19 protein-coding genes are annotated in these 21,166 nt (G+C 71.7%); 10 read left to right on the top strand and 9 right to left on the bottom strand.

Features of this window, described 5'->3' with window-relative positions; genetic code table 11:
- Positions 1-438, top strand: coding sequence for a GNAT family N-acetyltransferase (locus ACWGKT_RS22145; protein WP_453275036.1), 438 nt, complete (start codon positions 1-3; stop codon positions 436-438).
- Positions 439-575: 137 nt separating this feature from the next.
- A complete protein-coding gene (locus tag ACWGKT_RS22140) occupies positions 576-1,169 on the top strand; it encodes a histidine phosphatase family protein (RefSeq protein WP_453275035.1) in 594 nt (197 codons plus the stop codon).
- A gap of 12 nt (positions 1,170-1,181) precedes the next feature.
- Here the strand turns inward: ACWGKT_RS22140 and ACWGKT_RS22135 are convergent, their stop codons facing one another.
- The 3 genes from ACWGKT_RS22135 to ACWGKT_RS22125 all read right to left on the bottom strand — a co-directional run bounded on the left by ACWGKT_RS22135 (position 1,182) and on the right by ACWGKT_RS22125 (position 2,565).
- Positions 1,182-1,625 carry a DUF6314 family protein gene (locus ACWGKT_RS22135; RefSeq protein WP_453275034.1) on the bottom strand — a complete coding sequence of 148 codons (444 nt, stop codon included), beginning with the start codon at positions 1,623-1,625 and terminating at the stop codon, positions 1,182-1,184.
- Between the two features lie 77 nt (positions 1,626-1,702).
- Positions 1,703-2,143 (bottom strand): carboxymuconolactone decarboxylase family protein, encoded by a 441-nt coding sequence (locus tag ACWGKT_RS22130; RefSeq protein ID WP_453275033.1) that lies wholly within the window; start codon positions 2,141-2,143, stop codon positions 1,703-1,705.
- A complete protein-coding gene (locus ACWGKT_RS22125) occupies positions 2,140-2,565 on the bottom strand; it encodes a MerR family transcriptional regulator (protein WP_356143795.1) in 426 nt (141 codons plus the stop codon). The genes ACWGKT_RS22130 and ACWGKT_RS22125 overlap by 4 nt, the downstream gene beginning before the upstream one ends.
- A gap of 354 nt (positions 2,566-2,919) precedes the next feature.
- Between ACWGKT_RS22125 and ACWGKT_RS22120 the strand changes: the two genes are divergently transcribed.
- The 8 genes from ACWGKT_RS22120 to ACWGKT_RS22085 all read left to right on the top strand — a co-directional run bounded on the left by ACWGKT_RS22120 (position 2,920) and on the right by ACWGKT_RS22085 (position 12,001).
- Entirely contained in the window at positions 2,920-5,676 is a 2,757-nt protein-coding gene (locus ACWGKT_RS22120; RefSeq protein ID WP_453275032.1) for a YfhO family protein, read from the top strand.
- A 23-nt stretch (positions 5,677-5,699) separates the two neighbouring features.
- Entirely contained in the window at positions 5,700-6,650 is a 951-nt protein-coding gene (locus ACWGKT_RS22115) for a glycosyltransferase family 2 protein (RefSeq protein WP_453275031.1), read from the top strand.
- Positions 6,650-7,078 (top strand): GtrA family protein, encoded by a 429-nt coding sequence (locus ACWGKT_RS22110; protein ID WP_453275030.1) that lies wholly within the window; start codon positions 6,650-6,652, stop codon positions 7,076-7,078. Before ACWGKT_RS22115 ends, ACWGKT_RS22110 begins: the two co-directional genes overlap by 1 nt.
- A gap of 62 nt (positions 7,079-7,140) precedes the next feature.
- Complete coding sequence (argC, locus tag ACWGKT_RS22105) at positions 7,141-8,169, top strand: N-acetyl-gamma-glutamyl-phosphate reductase (RefSeq protein WP_453275029.1); 1,029 nt, start codon at positions 7,141-7,143, stop codon at positions 8,167-8,169.
- On the top strand, positions 8,166-9,317 hold the full coding sequence (gene argJ / locus ACWGKT_RS22100) for a bifunctional glutamate N-acetyltransferase/amino-acid acetyltransferase ArgJ (RefSeq protein WP_453275028.1): 1,152 nt from the start codon (positions 8,166-8,168) through the stop codon (positions 9,315-9,317). The genes argC and argJ overlap by 4 nt, the downstream gene beginning before the upstream one ends.
- On the top strand, positions 9,314-10,258 hold the full coding sequence (gene argB, locus ACWGKT_RS22095; RefSeq protein ID WP_453275027.1) for an acetylglutamate kinase: 945 nt from the start codon (positions 9,314-9,316) through the stop codon (positions 10,256-10,258). Before argJ ends, argB begins: the two co-directional genes overlap by 4 nt.
- Positions 10,255-11,451 carry an acetylornithine transaminase gene (locus ACWGKT_RS22090; protein WP_453275026.1) on the top strand — a complete coding sequence of 399 codons (1,197 nt, stop codon included), beginning with the start codon at positions 10,255-10,257 and terminating at the stop codon, positions 11,449-11,451. Before argB ends, ACWGKT_RS22090 begins: the two co-directional genes overlap by 4 nt.
- A gap of 7 nt (positions 11,452-11,458) precedes the next feature.
- Positions 11,459-12,001 carry an arginine repressor gene (locus ACWGKT_RS22085; RefSeq protein ID WP_356143780.1) on the top strand — a complete coding sequence of 181 codons (543 nt, stop codon included), beginning with the start codon at positions 11,459-11,461 and terminating at the stop codon, positions 11,999-12,001.
- A gap of 55 nt (positions 12,002-12,056) precedes the next feature.
- On the opposite strand, the gene ACWGKT_RS22080 is transcribed toward ACWGKT_RS22085, so the two are convergent.
- The 6 genes from ACWGKT_RS22080 to ACWGKT_RS22055 form a co-directional block, all read right to left on the bottom strand.
- Complete coding sequence (locus ACWGKT_RS22080) at positions 12,057-12,794, bottom strand: FAD:protein FMN transferase (protein WP_453275025.1); 738 nt, start codon at positions 12,792-12,794, stop codon at positions 12,057-12,059.
- Between the two features lie 55 nt (positions 12,795-12,849).
- Complete coding sequence (locus ACWGKT_RS22075; RefSeq protein WP_453275024.1) at positions 12,850-13,629, bottom strand: FMN-binding protein; 780 nt, start codon at positions 13,627-13,629, stop codon at positions 12,850-12,852.
- Positions 13,630-13,689: 60 nt separating this feature from the next.
- Complete coding sequence (locus ACWGKT_RS22070; RefSeq protein ID WP_453275023.1) at positions 13,690-15,072, bottom strand: ferredoxin reductase family protein; 1,383 nt, start codon at positions 15,070-15,072, stop codon at positions 13,690-13,692.
- A 149-nt stretch (positions 15,073-15,221) separates the two neighbouring features.
- Positions 15,222-15,824 (bottom strand): hypothetical protein, encoded by a 603-nt coding sequence (locus ACWGKT_RS22065; protein ID WP_356143772.1) that lies wholly within the window; start codon positions 15,822-15,824, stop codon positions 15,222-15,224.
- Complete coding sequence (locus ACWGKT_RS22060) at positions 15,821-16,195, bottom strand: hypothetical protein (protein ID WP_356143770.1); 375 nt, start codon at positions 16,193-16,195, stop codon at positions 15,821-15,823. The genes ACWGKT_RS22065 and ACWGKT_RS22060 overlap by 4 nt, the downstream gene beginning before the upstream one ends.
- Positions 16,192-21,135, bottom strand: coding sequence for an HD domain-containing protein (locus tag ACWGKT_RS22055; RefSeq protein ID WP_453275022.1), 4,944 nt, complete (start codon positions 21,133-21,135; stop codon positions 16,192-16,194). The genes ACWGKT_RS22060 and ACWGKT_RS22055 overlap by 4 nt, the downstream gene beginning before the upstream one ends.
- Between the last annotated feature and the right edge of the window lie 31 nt (positions 21,136-21,166).

The raw sequence follows: 21,166 nt of genomic DNA, 5'->3' as shown, positions 1-21,166 counted from the left end.
ATGAGCGACGCACCTGACCTTCCCGAGGGCTACGAGATCTCCACCGACCCCGAGCGCATCGACATCGCCCGCGTCCACGGGTGGCTGTCGACCGACGCGTACTGGGCGATGGACCGCCCCCGCGAGCAGCACGAGCGCGCGGCCGCGGCCTCGCTGAACTTCGGGGTGTACGACAAGGCGTCGGGGGAGCAGGTGGCCTACGCGCGCGTGGTGACCGACCATGCGCTGTTCGCCTGGCTGTGCGACGTGTACGTCGACCCCTCGGTGCGCGGCAAGGGCGTGGGCACGGCCCTGGTCGGAGGCGTGCGCGAGCACCTGCGGCCGTACGGGGTGCGACGCGTCCTGCTCGCCACGGCGGACGCGCACGGGGTCTACCGGAAGCTCGGCTTCGCCCCGCTGGCGCGGCCGGACCAGTGGATGGCGCTCATGTTCGAGTGACCTCGGGGTGCCGTGCGCATGGCCTTTCGGGTGACTTGTCCGGCAAATCCTTACCTTCGAGTAAGGTTTCGCGCACCTCAGGTAACGCACAGGCGGCGACCCTTGACCTGAACACTTGAGCGTCACACCATTCCCGCATGCAACTTCGGGTCACGTTCGTCGCCGCGGCGCGCAGCTCCCCGCGGCTCGCCGAGCGCTTCGAGGACGACCGGCCGCTGGATCAGGCGGGCTGGGACGAGGTGCAGCGTCTCGCGGGGGATCTGCTGCCTCTTGGCGCGGCCGAGCTGCGCTACTGCTCCCCGACGCCGCGCAGCCGCGCGACCGGGGACGCCCTGGGCTTCGCCCCCCTGGTGCAGCTCGCCCTGCGGGACTGCGACATGGGCCGCTGGCGCGGGCTCACGCTCGGTGAGGCGATGGCCCGGGAACCGGCGGCCGTGGACGCCTGGCTCGCCGACCCGCGCTCCACTCCGCACGGCGGCGAGTCGCTGCTGTCCTTCATCTCCCGGGTGGGCGGCTGGCTCGACACCCGCCCCGGCGACGACGGCGGCCGGATCGTCGCCGTCGCGGAACCGTCCGTGATCCGCGCCGCCCTCGTGTACGTCCTGAAGGCGCCGCCCTCGACGTACTGGAACATCGACGTCCGCCCCCTGTCGACGACCACCGTCACCGGCCACAGGGGTCGCTGGAACCTCCGCTTCGACGGCGCGTCCGCCCAACGCACCCGCGCGTAGGGGGAGTCCCCCTCAATTCACGCGTGTGTACTCGGTCGTGAGCACCAGGTGCTTCGCGGGTCCGCCGACCCGCCACACCGTCCGCCAGTGGTCCCGGTCCAGGACGGTGAACTCGCCCCGGTAGAGGTCCGCCGCGCAGGGGTGGTCGGCGACGTACCGGCCGGAGGCCAGGTCCAGGTCGTGGAAGGGCCGACCGTCCGCGAACCGGACGTCCGCGGTGCCCGGCGCCGCGCCCGGCAGGAAACGCAGGGTGCGCTCGGCCGGCCGCGCGACGCCCCGCCAGGTGAACGTGCCCGACTCCTCGTGCAGCAGGCCGCCGCCCACCAGGGGGCCGAAGACGGTGACGCCCTCGAAGCGGCCCTCGTCGCCGCTCGCCAGGTCCCGCACGCTCCGCTCCACGCGCCAGCGCCCGGCCAGATGGGCCAGGGCGTCCGGCACGGGCCAGAACTCGCCCATCGTCACCCCTTCCGCTGCTGTCCCGATGGCGCCACCGTCGACCCTACGTCCCGTCGACCCGATCGCCTTCCCGCGGATCAGGCGGAGGCGGCCGCGGCGCCCTGGGCGGGCTGCTCCCCGAGCGGCAGCAGCCCGCGCTCGGCGAACACCTTCTTCGCGGCGAAGGTGGCGTTCAGCGCCTTCGGTATGCCGCAGTAGACGGCGGAGTGCAGCAGCGCCTCGACGATCTGCTCCGCCGTGAGCCCCACGTTCAGTGCCGCGTTGACGTGCACGTCCAGCTGGGCCTCGCAGCCGCCGAGCGCCGTGAGCATGCCCAGCGTCACCAGCTGGCGGTCGCGCGGGGCGAGGCCGGACCGGTCGTAGATGTCGCCGAACGCCCAGGCGACGATCTGGTGGCCGAGCTCCGGGCTGATGTCGGCGAGCGAGTCGACGACCCGCTGCCCCGCCTCGCCGTCGACCTTCTTCAGGACCTCCAGGCCATGGGCGAAACGCTCGTCACGGGTGGTGCTCTCGGTCATGTCGGCTCGTCCGTCCCCGGCTCCCGCTCGTGCAGCAGCCGTACGTAGTGATCGATCTTGTCGTCCAGGGCCGACGCGTTGCGCCTGAGCGCCCGGATCCGCTCCGCCAGCCCGGCCCGGTGCTCCCGGAGCATCGCCAGCCGGTCGGCGACCGTCGCGTCCCCCTTTGCCCGCAGCCCCGCGAAACGCTGCATGTCCGCGATCGACATGCCGGTCTCGCGCAGCCGCAGCAGGAACTCCAGCCAGGCCAGGTCCGCCGCCCGATAGCGCCGCTGGTTGCCGCTGGTCCGGCCGACCCGCTCGATCAGGCCGGCCTTCTCGTAGTAGCGCAGCGTGTCGTGCGACAGGCCGGTGCGTTCGACGACCTGAGCGATGGTCAGGGAGGTCTCCCCGTCCTGTCGGAGGGGCTGTCCGTCGGTCATGACACGACCGTAGAACCTGGAGTGCGCTCCAGGTCAAGCCCGATATCGGTTCACCTGCGGCTCATATGGGCGACGACGTTTGTTTTCCGAGTGATAACCGGTGATTTCCTTATGTCGGTGACGTGTATTCGGAATTCACTTCGTCAATTTTTGAGAGCGGCACAACCATCCGGAATGAAGGCCCGTCTAAGGGGGCGAATCGAACAGGCGCGGGGGCGACAACCCCGGACCGAGACGCGCCGCGTCACAAATCTTCTGGGGGTTACCGAGAATGGACGGCACGACCCTGTCCGTGGCCGATGTTCCCGGGAACCGGCGACGCCGCACGGACGGGAACAGGGTGTGAAACCGACGATGCGTCCGGCATTGCTGAGCGGCCCCGGGAAAGCGGCCTCCCTGCTCGCTGCGGCCATCACCGTCATCGCCCTGTGCGCCGCGGACGTGGTCGCCCGCAGCTACCCCTTCGGGCCCCGCACCCGCTCCGTCAACGACCTCGGCAACCAGTACGTGCCCTTCCACGCCCACCTGTGGGACCTGCTGCACGGACGGGCCGACGGCGGCCTCCTCGTCAACTGGCAGTCCGGATTCGGCGCGAGCTTCCTCCCCGACCTCGGGACCTACCTCAGCAGCCCGTTCGCCCTGCTCGTCGGGTTGTTCCCGCGTGACGAGATCGACCTCGCTGTCTATGTGGTCACCCTGCTGAAAATGGCGTCCGCCGGCGCCGCCATGGCCTGGCTGCTGCTCACCCTGCGCCCCGGCCGCTGGTGGGCGGCGGGGCTCCTGGGCGCCTCCTACGCGCTGTGCGGCTGGAGCGTGGCGGACGCCGCGTACAACCCGATGTGGCTCGACGGCCTGGTCGCCCTGCCGCTGCTGTGCCTGGTCGGCGAGTGGACGCTGACCGGACGGCGCCGGATGCTCGGCGTGCTGGTCGTGGCACTCGCCTGGATCGCCAACTTCTACACCGCCTACATGGCCACCATCGGCGCCGTCCTGGTGCTGCTGCTCCGGCTGCTGCTCGCCGATCTGCCGCGCCGCCGGGCCCTGGCGGCGGCCGGCCGCGGCGCCCTGACCGTGGCGCTCGGCGTGGGCCTGGCCGCACCGCTGGTGGCGGTGGTCTACTTCGGCACCCGGCACGCCTACCCGGGCCGGGTCCGGCACTTCGCCCCGGTGCCGAGCGAGGACCTGCTCGCCCGGCTGCTCCCGACGACGTACAGCTTCAGCTCGCCCGCCCTGTACGTGGGCGTCACGGCGCTGCTGCTCGTCCTCGCCCTGCCGTTCCACCGGTCGGTGCCCCCGCGGGTGCGCGGGGGGTGGACGCTGCTGGTGGTCGGGGTGGCGCTGTCGATGCAGTGGGGGCCGACCCATCTGGTCTGGCACGCCTTCGCCACACCGCAGGGCAGCTCCTACCGCCAGGCCTTCGTCCTGTGCGCGCTGCTGGTGATCGCCGCCTGGCACTCCCTCTCGTACGGCCCGCCCGACCGGCGCGCGCTGTACGCGGCGGGCGCGCTGCTCGCGCTGATCGCCGTCGTCGCGAGCCTGAGCCGGGTGGTGCGCCCCTTCGCCTGGCCGGTGCTCCTGCTCGCCGCCGTGGGCGCGCTGGGCGGGCTGGCCCTGCTCAGGCTCGCCGGCGACGACCGCGCCGGCGACGACCGCGCCGGCGACGACCACGCGGGCAACCACCGCACGGGCGACGAGCGTTCGGGTGCCGACCGCAAGGACGGCGTCCTCGCGGGCCGGACGCGTTTCGCCGGCCTCGGCCGTCGCGTCACCCCGGCGGGGCTCGCGATACTGCTGCTCGTCGGCGCGCAGTTCGGCGAGGCCACCGCCACCGCCGCGGTGGCCACCAGGCTGCGGCTCGCGCACATGGACGACTACGCGCCCTGGGGCGAGCGGCAGCAGGAGCAGTCGGAGGCGATCGCGCGGGCCGAGGACTGGCCCCGCTACCGCACCGACCCGGGCCGTGAGCAGACCGTCGGCAACGACCCGCTGATGGTGGGCGGCCAGGGTGCGCAGTACTACAGCAGCCTGACCTCCGACGTGCTCAGCCGCACCCTCACCGCCCTCGGCGACGGCTGGACCTCGCGCGGCCGGAACCTGCAGAGCCTCGACAACGCCGTCACGGACGTGATCTTCTCCGTCGGCGCCCGGGTGCACTCCCCGCCGGACCCGCACCAGGCGTGGTTCGCGCAGGACGGCAGCGGGGTGACCGTGTCCCGGCAGGACGTCCCGCCCCTGGTGACGGTGCGTCCGGGGCACACCCGGACCGGCCCCGCCGCCTTCGGCCCGTCGCCGTACCACAACCAGGAACTGCTGCTGGGCAGCCGCGTCTACACCGTGCCCCGGCTCACCGTGCGCACCGCCGCCGGGAAGCGGCCGGACCGCAGCGACGACGAGCGGCCGGGCCTGCGGCTCGGCCCCCTGCCCGCCGGAACCTCCGGGACCGCCGTGCCGACGCCGACGATCACCGCCCGGTGCCCGGCCGGCAGCGCGGTCTACCTGTGGGCGCCCCACTTCTCCGGCACCGCCCGGCTCCCCGGTGCCCCGGCCGACGGCCCGACCGGGCTGTTCAGGTCCGACCACCCCGTCACCAAGATCGCGTCCATGCAGCGGCTCGGCAGGGTCCCGGCCTCCGGACGGCTGCGGATCGACCTGTCCCCGAACCGGACCAGCGTCGTCCGGGACGGCGCGGTCGGCTGCCTGGACACCGCCCGGCTGCGCGCCGCCGTCGACCGGCTCAAGGCCACCGGCGCCACCCGAGTGACCGTCTCCGACGCGACCCTCCACGCCGAACTGCCCGCCGGCAGCACCGGGACCGCCGTCGTAGCCGTCCCGCGGACCGCCGGCTGGCGCTGCGCCACGGGGAATCGTTCCGCCGTACCCGCCGGTGAGTACTACGGACTCGTCGCGGTGCCGCTCGACGGCTCGTCGACCAGCCTCACCTGCACGTTCCATCCGCCCGGCCTGCGGCTGGGCGCGACGGCCGGGGGCGTCTCGCTCCTTGCCCTGATCCTGCTCGGTGTCCTGTCCGTCGTCCGCCGACGGCGTGCCATGGGCCGCCCCACGCCACCGACGACCACACCGGCGCCCGGGCGCCTGACCAACGCGCTGTGAACCGTGTCCACTGGGGGAGAACCATGCTCATCTCGATCGTCGCACCCTGCTACAACGAAGAGGACGTCATCGAGCGCTTCCACGACCGGATCCAGCAGGTCGCGGAGGAGTTCCTGCCGCTCGGCCACGACATGGAGTTCGTGTACGTCGACGACGGCAGCCGCGACCGGACCCTGGGCGCCCTGAAACGGCTGGCCGAAGAGGACTCGCGCGTCCGGTACGTCTCCTTCAGCCGCAACTTCGGCAAGGAGGCGGCGCTGCTCGCCGGCCTGCGGCACGCCGCGGGGGACTCCGTGATCGTCATGGACGCGGATCTGCAGCATCCGCCGGAACTGATCAAACGGATGGTGGACCTGCGCGACGAGGGCTACGACCAGGTCCTCGCCCGGCGCACCCGGACCGGCGACGGGTTCGCCCGCACCGTCGCCGCCCGCCTGTACTACCGGCTCATCAACCGTCTCGTCGACGTGGAACTCGTGGACGGCGTCGGTGACTTCCGCCTGCTGTCGCGGCGCGCGGTGGACGCGGTCCTGGCCCTCACCGAGTACAACCGCTTCTCCAAGGGCCTGTTCGCCTGGGTCGGGTTCCCCAGCACCACCTTCGAGTACGAGAACGCGGTGCGCGAGCACGGCCGCAGCTCGTGGAGCCTGCGCAGCCTGCTCAACTACGGGCTCGACGGTCTGATCTCGTTCAACAACAGGCCGCTGCGGGCCGCCCTCTACCTGGGCCTGGGCCTGCTGCTGTGCGCGGGGGTGTACACGGCGTGGATCGTGGTGGCCGCGCTCGTCAACGGCGTCGAGACGCCGGGCTACGTCACGATCATCACCGCCGTCAACGCCCTGGCCGGCGTACAGATGATCATGATCGCGGTCATCGGGGAGTACATCGGCCGGATCTACTACGAGGTCAAGGGACGCCCGCACTTCCTGGTGAAGGCGACCAACGTGGAACGGATGAAGGGCCTCATCCGCTGATGCGCACCCTGCTCGCCCGCCCGATATCGCGGCAGATCCTGACCTTCGGCGTGGTCGGTGTCATCAATACCTCCACGTATTACGGTCTTTACCTTTTCTTCCTCACCCTTTTGCCTTATCTCGGCGCTCACGTCCTCGCATTCCTGATCAGTATGGCGGGATCCTTTTTCCTGAACGCGCGCTTCACCTACCGGACGCGGCCGACCCTGCGGAAATTCCTGCTGTTCCCCCTGACGAACGCCACCAATTTCCTGGTCACCACCGCGGGCGTGTACGTGATCGTCGAGGTGCTGCACGCCGGGAGTCGGCCGGCCCCGCTGTTCGCGTCCGCGGCGGCCATCCCGGTGACCTTCGTGGTCTCCCGCCGGATCATGCTCCCGAAGGTGGAGGCGGAGGTGGAGGCAGAGGTGGAGATAGGGGCCGCCTAGGAGCGCGCATTGCATAAAAGTGCAGCGATACGTATAGTCATGCCATCCAGGAGGAGGGTGACATGGCGGTACGAGCGGCGGTGGCCGGAGCGAGCGGGTACGCGGGCGGAGAGGTCCTGCGGCTGCTCCTCGCGCACCCCGAGGTCGAGATCGGTGCCCTGACCGGCAACTCCAACGCCGGTCAGCGGCTCGGCGCGCTCCAGCCGCACCTGCTGCCGCTGGCCGACCGCGTGCTGACCGAGACCACGGCCGAGGCCCTGGCCGGGCACGACGTCGTCTTCCTCGCCCTGCCCCACGGACAGTCCGCCGCCGTCGCCGAGCGGCTCGGACCGGACGTCCTCGTCGTCGACATGGGCGCCGACTTCCGGCTGAAGGACGCCGCCGACTGGGAGCGGTTCTACGGCTCCGCGCACGCCGGCACCTGGCCCTACGGCCTCCCCGAACTTCCGGGTGCCCGAGCCGCGCTGGAGGGGTCCAAGCGCGTCGCGGTGCCCGGTTGCTACCCGACCGCCGTCTCCCTCGCGCTCTTCCCCGCCTACGCGGCCGGGCTCGCCGAGACCGAGGCCGTGATCGTCGCCGCCTCCGGCACCTCCGGCGCCGGCAAGGCCCCCAAGCCCAACCTGCTGGGCAGCGAGGTCATGGGGTCCATGTCGCCGTACGGCGTCGGGGGAGGCCACCGGCACACCCCCGAGATGATCCAGAACCTCAGCGCGGCCGCCGGCGAGCCGGTCTCGGTGTCCTTCACCCCCACCCTCGCGCCGATGCCCCGCGGCATCCTCGCCACGTGCAGTGCCAGGGCCAGGCCAGGCGTCACCGCCGAGTCCGTGCGCGCCGCCTACGAGAAGGCCTTCGCCGACGAGCCCTTCGTCCACCTCCTGCCCGAGGGCCAGTGGCCCGCCACCGCGTCCGTCTACGGTTCGAACGCCGTTCAGGTGCAGGTCGCACACGACGCAGCGGCGGGCCGCATCATCGCGATCAGCGCCATCGACAACCTGACCAAGGGCACCGCGGGCGGTGCCGTACAGAGCATGAACCTCGCCCTCGGGCTCGACGAGACCACGGGGCTTTCCACGATCGGAGTCGCGCCTTGAGCGTCACGGCAGCCAAGGGATTCACGGCGGCGGGCATCGCCGCCGGAATCAAGGAGAACGGCAACCCCGACCTGGCCCTCGTGGTCAACAACGGGCCCCGCCGCGCCGCCGCCGGTGTCTTCACCTCCAATCGTGTGAAGGCCGCGCCCGTGCTCTGGTCCGAGCAGGTCATGAAGAGCGGCCAGGTCTCCGCGGTCGTCCTCAACTCCGGCGGCGCCAACGCCTGCACGGGGCCGAAGGGCTTCCAGGACACCCACGCCACCGCCGAGAAGGTCGCCGACGTCCTCGGCCGGGGCCCCATCGAGGTCGCCGTCTGCTCCACCGGCCTGATCGGCGTCCTGCTCCCGATGGACAGGCTGCTCCCGGGCGTCGAGACCGCCGCCGCCCAGCTCTCCGAGCACGGCGGCGAGAAGGCGGCCATCGCCATCAAGACCACCGACACCGTCCACAAGACGTCCGTCGTGACCCGGGACGGCTGGACCGTCGGCGGCATGGCCAAGGGCGCCGGCATGCTCGCGCCGGGCCTCGCCACCATGCTGGTCGTCCTCACCACCGACGCCGACGTCGACAACGACGTACTGGACCGGGCGCTGCGCGCCGCCACCAAGGTCACCTTCGACCGCGTCGACTCCGACGGCTGCATGTCCACCAACGACACCGTGCTGCTGCTCGCCTCCGGCGCCGCCGGGGTCACCCCCGAGTACACGGAGTTCGCCGAGGCCGTACGACAGGTCTGCGACGACCTCGGCCGGCAGCTCGTCCGGGACGCCGAGGGCGCGAGCAAGGACATCAAGGTCGAGGTGATCAACGCCGCGACCGAGGACGACGCCGTCGAGGTGGGCCGCTCCATCGCCCGCAACAACCTCCTCAAGTGCGCCCTCCACGGCGAGGACCCCAACTGGGGCCGCGTCCTGTCCGCGATCGGCACCACCGCGGCCGCCTTCGAGCCCGACCGGCTCAACGTCGCCATCAACGGCGTCTGGGTGTGCAAGAACGGCGGCGTCGGCGAGGACCGCGAGAAGGTCGACATGCGCTACCGCGAGGTGCACATCGTCGCCGACCTCGCCGCGGGCGCCGAGACCGCCACCATCTGGACCAACGATCTGACCGCCGACTACGTCCACGAGAACAGCGCCTACTCGTCATGAGCAACGCACCCACCCGGAAACACACCGCACTCCCCAAAGCCCAGATCCTCATCGAGGCGCTGCCCTGGCTGACCCGCCACCACGGGAAGACCGTCGTCATCAAGTTCGGCGGGAACGCCATGGTCAACGAGGAGCTGAAGGCGGCCTTCGCCCAGGACGTGGTCTTCCTGCGGCACGCCGGCCTCAAGCCCGTCGTCGTGCACGGCGGCGGCCCGCAGATCAGCGCCGCCCTCGACCGGCACGGCATCGTCAGCGAGTTCAGGGCCGGCCTCCGGGTCACCACCGAGGACGCCATGGACGTCGTACGGATGGTGCTGGCCGGGCAGGTGCAGCGCGAGCTGGTCGGCCTGCTCAACCAGCACGGACCGCTCGCCGTCGGCCTCACCGGCGAGGACGCGCACACCATCACCGCCACCAGGCACCAGCCCGAGATCGACGGCGAACTGATCGACATCGGGCGGGTGGGCGAGATCACCGAGATCGACACGGGCGCGATCGAGGCCCTGCTCGCCGACGGCCGCATCCCGGTCGTCTCCTCCATCGCCCGCAGTCAGGACGACGGACATGTCTACAACGTCAATGCTGATACGGCGGCTGCGGCACTCGCTGCGGCACTGGGCGCCGAAACCCTCATGGTCCTCACGGACGTCGAGGGCCTCTACGAGGACTGGCCGCACAGCGACGAGGTGATCAGCCGCCTCACCGCGACCCAGCTGGAGAAGCTGCTGCCGGAGCTGTCCTCCGGCATGGTGCCGAAGATGGAGGGCTGCCTGCACGCCGTACGAGGCGGCGTCCGCACCGCCCGCGTCATCGACGGCCGGGTCCAGCACTCGATCCTGCTGGAGATCTTCACCGACGAGGGCATCGGCACGATGGTCGTGCCCGACGAGACGCCGAACGCACAGTCGCACGCACTGCCGGACGGACAGGGGGAGTCATGAGCAACCAGGAACTGACCGCGCGGTGGCAGGGCGCGCTCATGAACAACTACGGCACCCCCCGGCTGCCCCTCGTGCGCGGCGCGGGCGCGAAGCTGTGGGACGCCGACGGCACGGAGTACGTCGACTTCGTCGGCGGCATCGCGGTCAACGCCCTCGGCCACGCCCACCCCGCCGTCGTCGAGGCCGTCAGCAGGCAGATCGCCTCCCTCGGCCACGTCTCCAACCTCTTCGTCGCCGAACCCCCCGTCGCCCTCGCCGAACGCCTCCTCCAGCTCTTCGGCCGGGACGGCAAGGTGTTCTTCTGCAACTCCGGCGCCGAGGCCAACGAGGGCGCCTTCAAGATCGGCCGGCTGACCGGGCGCACCCACATGGTCGCCACCCAGGGCGGCTTCCACGGCCGCACGATGGGTGCCCTCGCGCTCACCGGCCAGCCCGGCAAGCAGGCCCCCTTCCTGCCGCTGCCCGGCGACGTCACCCATGTGCCCTACGGCGACGCCCAGGCGCTGGCCGCTGCCGTGACCGAGCAGACCGCCCTCGTCGTCATCGAGCCCATCCAGGGCGAGAACGGCGTCGTCGTCCCGCCGGCCGACTACCTGAAGGCGGCCCGCGCGATCACCGCCGCCAGCGGGGCCCTCCTGGTCCTGGACGAGGTGCAGACCGGGATCGGCCGCACCGGCACCTGGTTCGAGTACCAGGCCCACGAGGGAGTCCTGCCCGACATCGTGACCCTGGCCAAGGGCCTCGGCGGCGGACTGCCGCTCGGCGCCACCGTCGCCTTCGGCCGCGCCGCCGACCTCCTCCAGCCGGGCCAGCACGGCACCACCTTCGGCGGCAACCCGGTCGCCTGCGCGGCCGGACTCGCCGTACTCGACACCCTCGCGAACGAGGGGCTGCTGGACAACGTCAAGCGGCAGAGCGGGCGGTTGCGGGACGGAATCGAGTCACTGGGCCACTCGTTGATCGGCCATGTCCGAGGTGCGGGCCTTCTGCTCGGTATCGTGCTCACCGAGCCGCTCGCGCCCCAGATGCAGCAGGCGGCTCAGGAGGCCGGTTTCCTGGTGAACGCGCCCGCCCCCGACGTCGTACGGCTGATGCCACCGCTGAACCTCCACGACGACGAGGCGGACGCTCTTCTCCGGGCGCTGCCCGGCATCCTCGACGCAGTGCACGGGGACGGACGATCCGGAGAATGAGACGACGATGAGCCAGGCGCAGGACCACGACCAGACGGGCGCCGGGCCCGCCGTGCCGCAGACCCGTACCGCCCGCCACCGCCGGATCGTGGACATCCTCAACCGGCAACCGGTGCGCTCGCAGAGCCAGTTGGCGAAGCTGCTCGCCGACGACGGGCTGAACGTCACCCAGGCGACGCTCTCCCGGGATCTGGACGAGCTGAACGCGGTGAAGATCCGCAACACCGATGGCGACCTGATCTACGCGGTGCCGAGCGAGGGGGGCTTCCGCACCCCCCGCGCGCCGCTGGGGGAGTCCGCCAAGGAGGAGCGGATGCGGCGGCTGTCCCAGGAGCTGCTGATCTCGGCGGAGGCCTCCGCCAACCTCGTGGTCCTGCGCACCCCGCCGGGCGCGGCGCAGTTCCTGGCCTCGGCCATCGATCAGGCCGAGCTGCACGACATCCTCGGGACGATCGCGGGCGACGACACGCTGCTGCTGATCAGCCGGGACCCGGTGGGCGGCCAGGCGCTGGCGGACCATCTGCTCCGGTTGGCCCAGAACGGGCACTGAGCGGGAGTCCGCGTGCGGGCGGGCGGCGTGTCACCAACATGACGGCCGAGTGCATCTAGCCCAGCCGGGTGGCCAGCCCTCCGGTGCACCGGACCTCGTCGCCGGCCGTGATCAGGAGCGCCTCCACCTCGGGCAGTGACTCCAGCCAGGCCAGCGCCGCCCGCGAGCCCATCGCGAACGCGGCCGTGGCCCAGCAGTCCACCCAGGTCAGCCTGGGCCCGACCACGGTCACCGCCACCAGGTCGGTCACCGCGGACTTTTTGGTGCGCGGATCGACGATGTGGGCGCCGCGCTCCGCCGTGCCGGAGGTGGCCACGGCGAGCTCCGAGACACCGGCGGACGAGATCACCGCCGCCAGCCCACCGGGCCGCAGCGGATCCGACACGCCGACGCGCCACGGCCGGTGCGGCGCGGGCGCGCCGTACATCTGCACGTCCCCGCCGCCGTTCACGCTCACCCCGCTGACCCCGACGGCGGCGACCTGCCGCGCCGCCCGCTCGGCGGCCCAGCCCTTGACGATGCCGGTCGGGTCGATCCGCCCCAGGTAACGCGGGCTGAACCAGCCGTCGGTCACCCGCTCCGCCTCGTCCGCCAGCTCCAGCACCTCGGCGACCTCGGGATCGCACCGGTCCACGGTCAGCTCCCCACGGGCCAGCCGCGAGATCTGACTGTCGTCCCGGTAGGTGCTGAACACGGCGTCGACCCGGTGCAGCCCGGCGACGGCCTCGTCGAGAGCCGCCCGCACCGCATCGGGATCCCCGCCGCGGACGTCGAAGGAGAAGACGGTCCCCATGACCTCCTCCGCCCGGCGCACCGCGGCGGGAGCTTCTGCGGACTCCGCCACGGCCTCAGCCGCCGACCTGGTCCAGCGCGGACTGCAGCGACTGCTTGTAACCGGTGCTCGTGTACGTCGCCCCGGACACCGAGTCGATGTCCGCGGTGCCGGCCGCCACCGCCTCCTGGTTGAGCCTGGGCATCGCGAGCGCGGTCTTCTGGTCGCTGGTCCCGCCCTTGGGCGCCTGCACCGCCTCCGCCTTGGTGATCTTCCCGCCGGCGACCGTGATCCGGACCTGCACCGGCCCGTACTGGGTCTGTGCCACCTGCCCGGTCACGGTCTTCGCGGCCTGCCCGGCCCCGGCCGACGGAGCCCCACCGCCCTGCGAGGAACCGCCCGCCGCCTTCATCTTGTCCAGCGCGGACTGCAGCGACTTCTTGTAGCCGGTGCTCGTGTACGTCGCTCCGGACACCGAGTCGATCTGCGCGCTCTGCGCCGCCACGGCCGCCTGGTTGAGCCTGGGCACCGCGAGCGCGGTCTTCTGGTCGCTGGTGCCGCCCTTGGGCGCCTGCACCGCCTCGGCCTGGGTGATCTTGCCGTTGCTGACCGTCAGCCGCACCTGCACGGCGCCGTACTGGGTCTGGGCCGCGTCACCGGTGACCGTGCCGGCGCCGGCGGCCTGCGCGCCGCCCTGCGGCGAGTCCTGCGCGCCCGCCGACTGCTGCGCCGCGGCGCCCGCCGCGGAGGCGGAAGTGGGGTCCGTGGCCGGTTTCAGCGACAGCAGGAGGACGACACCGGAGACGGTGGCGGCGGTGGCCAGCACGACGCGTCGAATGGGGTGGCTCTTCCGCATTTCTTCTGAGCTCCTGATTTCCCGTCGGGTTCCCGTGGAGGTTTCGTCGTTCCCCGTCGCTCACATCTCGAACGACTCGTGATGGATGCGGCGGGCGGGGACCCCCGCACCGCGCAGTGCTTCGTACACCGACTGCGCGAACCCGGGCGGGCCGCACATGAACACGTCGTGGCGATCGATGTCCGGGATCTTCCGCTGGAGGCTCTCCGCGGAGATGTCCGGCCGCTCGCCCTCCGGGCTGTTGACCGCGTACATCAGCCGGGCGCCGCGCTCCTTGGCGATGCCGGCCAGCTCGTCCCACAGGGCCAGGTCCTGGGTGGTGTTGGCCCGGTAGAGCAGGGTCAGGTCCCCGGCCGCGCCGGGCAGCGTCTCGAACAGCGCGCGCATCGGCGTGATGCCCACACCGCCCGCGACCAGGAGGACCTTGCCCCGGCTGCGGCGGGACGCCGTCAGGGCGCCGTACGGGCCCTCCGCCCACACCGTGGTGCCCGGCTTCAGCCCGCGCAGCGCCGAGCTGTGGTCGCCGATCGCCTTCACCGTGATCCGCAGCAGGTCCGGGCGGGGCGCCGCCGACAGCGAGTACGGGTGCGAGCTGAACCGCATGCCCGGCGCCAGGAACCGCCACCGGAAGAACTGCCCGGCCTCCGCGCCCATCCGGTGCAGCTTCCGCCCGCCGATCAGCACCGACACGATGCCCGGCGTCTCCTCGATGACCGCCTCGACACGCATGCGGTGACGCAGGTTCAGCCGGATCGGGGTGAGGATGCGGTACCAGATCACCAGCAGGGTGACCGAGCCGTACAGGACGTACCAGAAGGTCTTGGCGGTGGGTTCGACGGCGAAGTCGTTGCCGGTGGTGATCTGGTGCCAGAACGTCAGGAACACCGCGGCGTACGTCATCAGGTGGATGTGGTACCAGGTGTCGTACGGCATCCGCTTGCGCACGCCGCCGATCGACACCAGCCCGATGAGGAACAGCAGACCGGTGCCGATCGCGGCCTTGCCCATGTCCGGCAGCTGGTTGATGGAGTCGACGGTCTGCTGGACGATGTCGCCCAGCGTCTTGCCGGCCTGCAGCGCGTAGCCCCACATGATCAGGAAGACGTGCGCGACGACCAGGCAGAGCGTGTAGCGGCCGCTCATCGCGTGCCAGCGGGCGACGCGGTCGGAGCCGACCCGCCGCTCCAGGGCGGGCACCCGGGCCATCTGGAGGACGACCAGGGCCATCAGATAGCCGGCGAGCAGGCCGGTGATCCGGCCCGCGTTCAGGATCCTGCTGTTGTCGTCGGCGATGGACGGTGTGTTGTGCCACCACAGCCACAGCACGGCCGCCGCGCCCGCCCACACGGCGAGCAGCAGCGGGACTGCCGGGGAGCGGCGCGGACGGATACGGCGCATCGTCTGTCGGCGGGCGGCACGTCCGCCTGCGATCGTGGTGGTCACGGTTCCTCCGTGGGGACTTGACCCTTGGCCCACAGATACGTGCCACGACACCCGAGTGTTCAAGACTCCGGCCGAGTCCGAGCCGGACTTGAGCGACCGGCGGTAGTCGCTCGCAGGGCGACGCGTGTGGTCCCGGTCGTGCGGCCCCCTTATTGCGCTGCGCCGCAGGAGGTGACGGGAGACACCGCCGTCACCGTGCCCGCGGGCAGGAGCACCCGCTTCCGCTCGATCTTCAGTACGACCCCGTCGCGACCCGAACCGACGAACTCCCCGCACCGCTGTCCGGTCGTCGTCGTGACCCGCACCAGATGGTCCGGCGGCGACTCGGTGGTCACCCAGGCCAGGACGACGACCCCGGCCACCAGGGCGAGGCCCGCGCCGCAGCACAGGGAGGCGTAGCGCAGGGAGCGGGTGACCCGGGTCACCTCGTCCTCCGTCCAGCGGCGCAGCGCCTGGCCCGCGAGCAGCACCCGGTCGCCGGGGTGGCCGTGCGCGGCACGGACCGCGAGGATCGAGCCGACGACGAAGAGCAGGAACGCGGCACCCAGCGCGACGCCGGCCGCGAGCTGTGCGCCGGCCGGGAGTTGGGCCAGGTCGTCGCGGCCCTTCAGGGTCACCAGGACGGCGAGCAGCGCCGTCAGTCCCGTGAGCCCCGTCCGCCAGCCCTCCGCCTGTCGGCGCAGCTCCGGGAGCTGGGTGAACTCCAGCTCCCGGGCGAGTTGCGCCCAACGGCGCGCGGACTGGGCGTTCATGGGGTCCCGCCCTCGACGAGCGTGGCGATGCGCCAGCTGGCGCCGCAGCCGGCGGGGGCGTCCGCCGGGAGGTTCGGGTGCGGGTGGCCGCACTCGCAGAAGTGCACCTCCTGGACCAGGACCGCCGCGTCGTCCCGTGGCTTGCCGGTACTGCCCGCGAGCCAGGACAGCAGACCCTTGGTGCCGGTGCCGGGAAGGCCGTGACGGTACTCGGTGGTCGTCCGGCCGTGGCAGCGGGGGCAGTTGCCCTCGACTATGACGCCGTGACCGTCGGCGGAGGCACGCCGGGTGAAGGGCGTCGGTGCCGTCCCGAGGTCGTCCTCGGCGTAGGCGGCCGCGAAGTCATGGCTGGGGGTGGGGTGTTGGGTCATTCGGAGTCGTCCAGTTCCAGGTCGAACATCGTGCGGTAGATGCGAAGGCGGTCCATGACCCAGGCCTCGGTCTCACCGACCGCCGCGGCGGCGAGGCCCAGGTGGCTCCTCGTCACCCGGCCTCCAACCGCCGGGAGTCGGCCGTCGAAGTGCCGGCTGAGCACGGCCAGGTCCTGCCACAGGGGAATGGCGCCCGGGGCGGGTGGCAGCGGCTCGCTCCCCGGGAGCAGCGGGACGTAAGGGGCGATGCGCCGGACGGTCTCCGTGACGGGCTCGCCGAGGCGGGCGGCGATGCTGACCAGGTCCAGGGCGGTGTAGGGGCCGTCGACGGGGGAGAGCCGCTGGGCGGGGGAGAGAGCGAGGAGGTCACGGTCGTCGGGGACGCGGTCGCGCAGGGCTTCCAGGGTCGAGGGCGGGAGGTCGGGGACGAGGGCGCCGAGAGGGCGCAGCGCGGACAGTTGCTCGTACGCGGTCGCGGAATCGATGGCCGATCGGTGGGCGTACGTGGCTAGTTCCGCCGCGGCGAGCGGCTTCCACTCAGGGGTTCCGGCGTCGCTGAAGGCATTGCCCTGATGTGAGATGAGAGCCGCCTGGGCATGCCTGGAAGGGCGGATTCCGGCGAGTCCCTCCGGCAGGGAAGGAATGGTGAGACGGAAGCGGGCCGCCTCCGCAGCGGCCAGTTCCCGAGCCTCGTGGAGCGATTCACTGAGGCGGCTCGCGGCGCTGAAGAGGACTGCGTGCGTGATGTCCGGTGCCGGCTGGTTCTGATCCTCCATGGAGGCGTTCTTTCCGGAGAGCACATAGCGGCTGCGCAGGGGCAGCTCACCCCAGGCGGCGGCGATGCCGATGTTGTCAGCAACACTGACCCCTGCGGCCTTGAGTTCTTCGACCGCCTCGGTCAAGTCGAAGTCGTCCCAGATCCCCTGAGCGAGCACCAGCGACTCGGGATCGAGACCGTCCTCCAGGAAGACCTCGATGAGTGCCAGATATCGGACCAGCGTCACAGCATCTGCGGAGAGGACGGTCCGACCCGCGCGGGAATCCGCCAAGCGAGGGTGATACGTCATGTTCAGCTCGGCCACGATCCGCGCGAGCCGGCGCTCGGCGGTGCCCAGGTCCTCGTCGACGAGGGAAGCGAACTCGACGGTCGCACCGTAGCTCACCTCGGGACTTCCGTCGGGTGTGGACATCAGGTAGCGGGACAGGATGTCGGCGACCTCGTCGTCCAGGTCCATCCAGGGTGCGATCTCTGCGGCGGAGGGAGCGGACCAGCCCAGCCAGCTGAAGGCCGAGAGCCTGTGCAGGACGTCCGACGGGGATGCCCCGGTCCTGCGACACACCTCGCGGACGTCCCAGCCGTCCGTCACCCGGCGCAGCCGGTCGAGGCTCGGACCGTCTCTTTCGAGGAGGAACGCCACGTCGTCGTCCGTGCACACGTAATTCTCGTGGTGCGGTGGAGTCGGGCCGATGCGCAGGGAGTGCAGCGCGTGACAGCGGTTCAGGGACCGAGCGAGCGCGCCCAGGGGAACGGACAGGTGCATCGAGGCCGGGACCAGGCCCGCGACGTCGTCCGCCTCACCACCGGTGAAGACCTGGGGGTTGCGACCCCCATCGGTTCGTGGCCTGCCGTCCAGCGCTTCCGCCAGCCGGCGGTCCAACCCGCTCGGTATCCAGTCCGGATCCGGCACGGCCAAGGGCGGTGGCGCCAGGTCCGGATCGACGATGCGCAGCTTGCGCCTGCGGTGCAGAACCTCGGCCACCGTCAGGCGGCGCCGCTCCGCGCAGATGACGATCCCACGCCAGGAACGTGCTCCAGGCTGCGCTATGTCGAAGTCTCCCGGCCGGGGTACGGGATGACCGCACAGGCTTGCCGGCCGCGGTGCGCTCTCCACGCGTGTGGGCAGCGCCTGCGCTGCCAGGCGCCATGGGAGCATCTCCGGCATGCCAAAATTCGGAATGCCGGGGTCGAGGAGCCGACTGTCCAGCTGGAACCAGCCGACCGTGTCCAGCGAGACCGAGGACCCGTCCGGCTTGCGTAGGCCGACGTTCCTGCCCCGCCATTCCTCGTCGAGGACGCGTGGGACATCCACGTCCCTCGACTCCAGTTCCGTCACCCACTTCAGCGACAGCTCCGGCCACTCGGCGAGCGGCCCCGCTCCCGCGCGCCACACGCTTTCGGCCCAGCCGTGATCGAAGTCCTGGAGTACGTTCCGGCTGACGCTCAGCTGACCGGCGTGCGGCCCCTTCAGGTCGAGCACGTACCCGAACGGTTTCCGATCGGTCGTGATCCCGTCGCAGAGGATCGCCCCTTCGCCGGTGACCCACCACAGCACGCCCGGCACGGCCTCCAGGGACGCCCCGACGTGCACGCCGGGCGGCGACTCCAGCTTCCCGACCGGCCACTCGTGCGGGGGCCCACCCCCCTCCTCGGACACCGTCAGCCGGAACTCGCTCACCCGCACGAGCTCCCGCAGCACCCGCAGACACGACAGCCCCTCGCTCGCGGCCCCCTCCCGCAGATAGAGCCGCACCCGAGTGCCGCCCTGCTGCATCCCGTCGTCCGCACCGGCATGCCGCTGGATCCGGAACAGACTGCCGCTGCTGGGAATGTCCACCCGCAGCGCGTGCTCGGCGGGCATGCCCTCGGGGCTGACATGACGGGTGACGATGGTCATCTCGTCGGCGAGCATGAAGTAGCTGAACACCCCAATGCCGAAACGGCTGTTGGGATACAGACGGAGCGACGGATCGTGGCGCAGCCACCGTGACTGCTCCTTGCGGAACGACTGCGACCGCTCGAACCGGCTCCCCGCCCGGGTGAACGTGTGCGTCAGCTGCTCGGCGCTCATGCCCACACCGTTGTCCCGGCACTCGACGTAACGCCCGCGGTCGTCCTCGCCCTGGGTGAACGTGATCCGCCCGGTCCACTCGGTGGGACAGGCCCCGCTGCTCTCCAGGTACCGCCACCGCATCGCCCGGTACCGGCAGGCGTCCATGGCGTTCTGGTACAGCTCACGGAGCGCCAGTTCCGGTCGGCCGCCGTAGAGTTGCTCGCCCATCAGCAGCTCGCGCACCTCCGTCTGGGCGAGGTGGAATCGCAGCAGGGGAGTCGCGTACGGCGCCTCGGAGCCGGTCTCCCTCGGGCGGAGCCCGCGCTCGGTGACCCGGGTGGGCACGGCGGCCAGGAGCGCAGCCTCCGCCTCGGGCAGGTCGGCGGACAGATCCTTGACCTGCGCGGCCAGTTGGTCCGCGTGCTCCACGACCTCGGACAGGGCGGCGTGCACGGCCTGGTGCGGACAGGGGGCGTCCAGGTCCAGCGCCTCGCCGTCCCGGTCCCAGCTCAGCCGGCCCGACACCCCGATGACATGCTCCGGGAGCACGGGATCGGTGACGGCCAGGTGCTCCCCGACGACCTCGGGGAAGGTCCGTACGTCCACGGCCAGGCAGGTGGCGAGCCGCAGCAGGGCCCACAGCGGACGAATGCGCAGCGGCTGGTGGCCGCCGGGCAGCAGCACCTTCTTCGGCGACCGGGAGAGCAGATCGTCCTGGACGTCGTCGAGACCGATGCCGGAGGCCAGCCCGCACAGCAGCCCGGACAGCTCCCGGACCCGGTCCTGGTCCACCCCCAGCGCGGTGACCAGAGCGCGTGCCCGGGCGGCGGGCACCGTCTCGTCGTCCGTCTCGAAGCGGTCGGTGATCCAGCGGTGCACCAGCCACATCACCACCGACGCCTCGTCCTGCACCCGGCCGCGGGCCCGGCACTGGGCCGCCTTGCGCGCCACGCGCGCGTGCTGGTCGCAGATCTGCTCGTAGTGCCGGCGGTGCGCGTCGGCGTCGGGCCGGCGTCGTCCGTCGTACGGGTCGATCTCGGCCGCCTGGCTCAGCCGGTCGGCCCACGCGGCCTCGTGCAGGAACGGCGCCGCCACCAGCAGCGCGGCCTCCACCGAGGACAGGGCCGCCGTCCCGGGGAGCACGAGGGGCAGCCGGTCCCTCAGCAGCCGTACGGGAAAGTCCTCGTCGGCCCACGGGTCGGGACGCGGCAGGCGTTCCTGGGCGTGGTGCAGGGTGCGCGCGCACTGCTCGACGAAGTCGTTCAGCCGGGTCTTCAGGAGGGGGACGCCGTCCTTGTCCTCCGGTCTGACCCTGTCCCACAGCGGTGTCTCGCGCGCCGCCTCCTGCCAGGCCTCCAGCAGCGGGCGGCCGCTGCAGATCTCCGTCTCCCGCGTCGCCGCCTCGGCGTTGGTGCCGTAGCGGATGTCGGCGGTCTGGGTCAGGCCGTGCCGCCGGGCCGCCTCCCGCGTGCGGGAGCGGGCCGCGACGAACACGTCCTGCACGGTCCGCGCGGGAGTGAGCGGGCCCAGCGCGTCGGCCAGGCCCCGGGTGAAGAAGCTTCCCTCGGCCGTGTGACCGCAGCGTTCTCCCGCCGAGCAGCCGGTCAGCACCGCGAAGCCGCCGCCCGGCGGACCGTTGTCGATGGTGTTGCCGAAGGCCACCCCGTCGCTGTCGGTGAGGGTGCGGCAGGCGTCGATGACCCACAGGACCGTGGCGGCCCGGCAGTCCTTCAGCAGGGGACTGATGGACGCCGGCAGGAGCGAGTCGACGTACGGCTCCTGCCACACCCCGTCCCCCGGGGGGATGGCGTCGGCGGGGACGAGGTAGTCGGTGCCGCCGATCCTGACGCCGTGACCGGTGAAGTACAGCAGCAGCGTGCCGCCCTCGGGGACGTCACGCGCGACCTCGTAGATCTTCGGCCGGATCCGGCTGAGCCCGGCGTCGCGCAGGACCTCGACCTCGTACCCGGCGCTGTCCAGTGCCGACCGCATCAGCCTGAGGTCCGCCTGGACGACCTCGTCGAGCGGTTCGAGGACTCCCTCTGTCGCGGGCGCCTGCCCGATCCCGATCAGCAGAGCCCTGCGCGCCGCCCCTGTGCCCCGTTGCATGTCCCCTCCCACCAGCAGAGGAACATGATGG

Source organism: Streptomyces sp. NPDC054794 (assembly GCF_053611585.1).
This window is presented reverse-complemented; position numbering and strand designations above follow the sequence as displayed.

Excerpts from the sequence above, each read along its gene's own strand:
- ACWGKT_RS22145 (WP_453275036.1), top strand. The coding sequence starts at position 1 with ATGAGCGACGCACCTGACCTTCCCGAGGGCTACGAGATCTCCACCGAC.
- ACWGKT_RS22140 (WP_453275035.1), top strand. The coding sequence starts at position 576 with ATGCAACTTCGGGTCACGTTCGTCGCCGCGGCGCGCAGCTCCCCGCGG.
- ACWGKT_RS22135 (WP_453275034.1), bottom strand. The coding sequence starts at position 1,625 with ATGGGCGAGTTCTGGCCCGTGCCGGACGCCCTGGCCCATCTGGCCGGG.
- ACWGKT_RS22130 (WP_453275033.1), bottom strand. The coding sequence starts at position 2,143 with ATGACCGAGAGCACCACCCGTGACGAGCGTTTCGCCCATGGCCTGGAG.
- ACWGKT_RS22125 (WP_356143795.1), bottom strand. The coding sequence starts at position 2,565 with ATGACCGACGGACAGCCCCTCCGACAGGACGGGGAGACCTCCCTGACC.
- ACWGKT_RS22120 (WP_453275032.1), top strand. The coding sequence starts at position 2,920 with ATGCGTCCGGCATTGCTGAGCGGCCCCGGGAAAGCGGCCTCCCTGCTC.
- ACWGKT_RS22115 (WP_453275031.1), top strand. The coding sequence starts at position 5,700 with ATGCTCATCTCGATCGTCGCACCCTGCTACAACGAAGAGGACGTCATC.
- ACWGKT_RS22110 (WP_453275030.1), top strand. The coding sequence starts at position 6,650 with ATGCGCACCCTGCTCGCCCGCCCGATATCGCGGCAGATCCTGACCTTC.
- argC (WP_453275029.1), top strand. The coding sequence starts at position 7,141 with ATGGCGGTACGAGCGGCGGTGGCCGGAGCGAGCGGGTACGCGGGCGGA.
- argB (WP_453275027.1), top strand. The coding sequence starts at position 9,314 with ATGAGCAACGCACCCACCCGGAAACACACCGCACTCCCCAAAGCCCAG.
- ACWGKT_RS22090 (WP_453275026.1), top strand. The coding sequence starts at position 10,255 with ATGAGCAACCAGGAACTGACCGCGCGGTGGCAGGGCGCGCTCATGAAC.
- ACWGKT_RS22085 (WP_356143780.1), top strand. The coding sequence starts at position 11,459 with ATGAGCCAGGCGCAGGACCACGACCAGACGGGCGCCGGGCCCGCCGTG.
- ACWGKT_RS22080 (WP_453275025.1), bottom strand. The coding sequence starts at position 12,794 with ATGGGGACCGTCTTCTCCTTCGACGTCCGCGGCGGGGATCCCGATGCG.
- ACWGKT_RS22075 (WP_453275024.1), bottom strand. The coding sequence starts at position 13,629 with ATGCGGAAGAGCCACCCCATTCGACGCGTCGTGCTGGCCACCGCCGCC.
- ACWGKT_RS22065 (WP_356143772.1), bottom strand. The coding sequence starts at position 15,824 with ATGAACGCCCAGTCCGCGCGCCGTTGGGCGCAACTCGCCCGGGAGCTG.
- ACWGKT_RS22060 (WP_356143770.1), bottom strand. The coding sequence starts at position 16,195 with ATGACCCAACACCCCACCCCCAGCCATGACTTCGCGGCCGCCTACGCC.
- ACWGKT_RS22055 (WP_453275022.1), bottom strand. The coding sequence starts at position 21,135 with ATGCAACGGGGCACAGGGGCGGCGCGCAGGGCTCTGCTGATCGGGATC.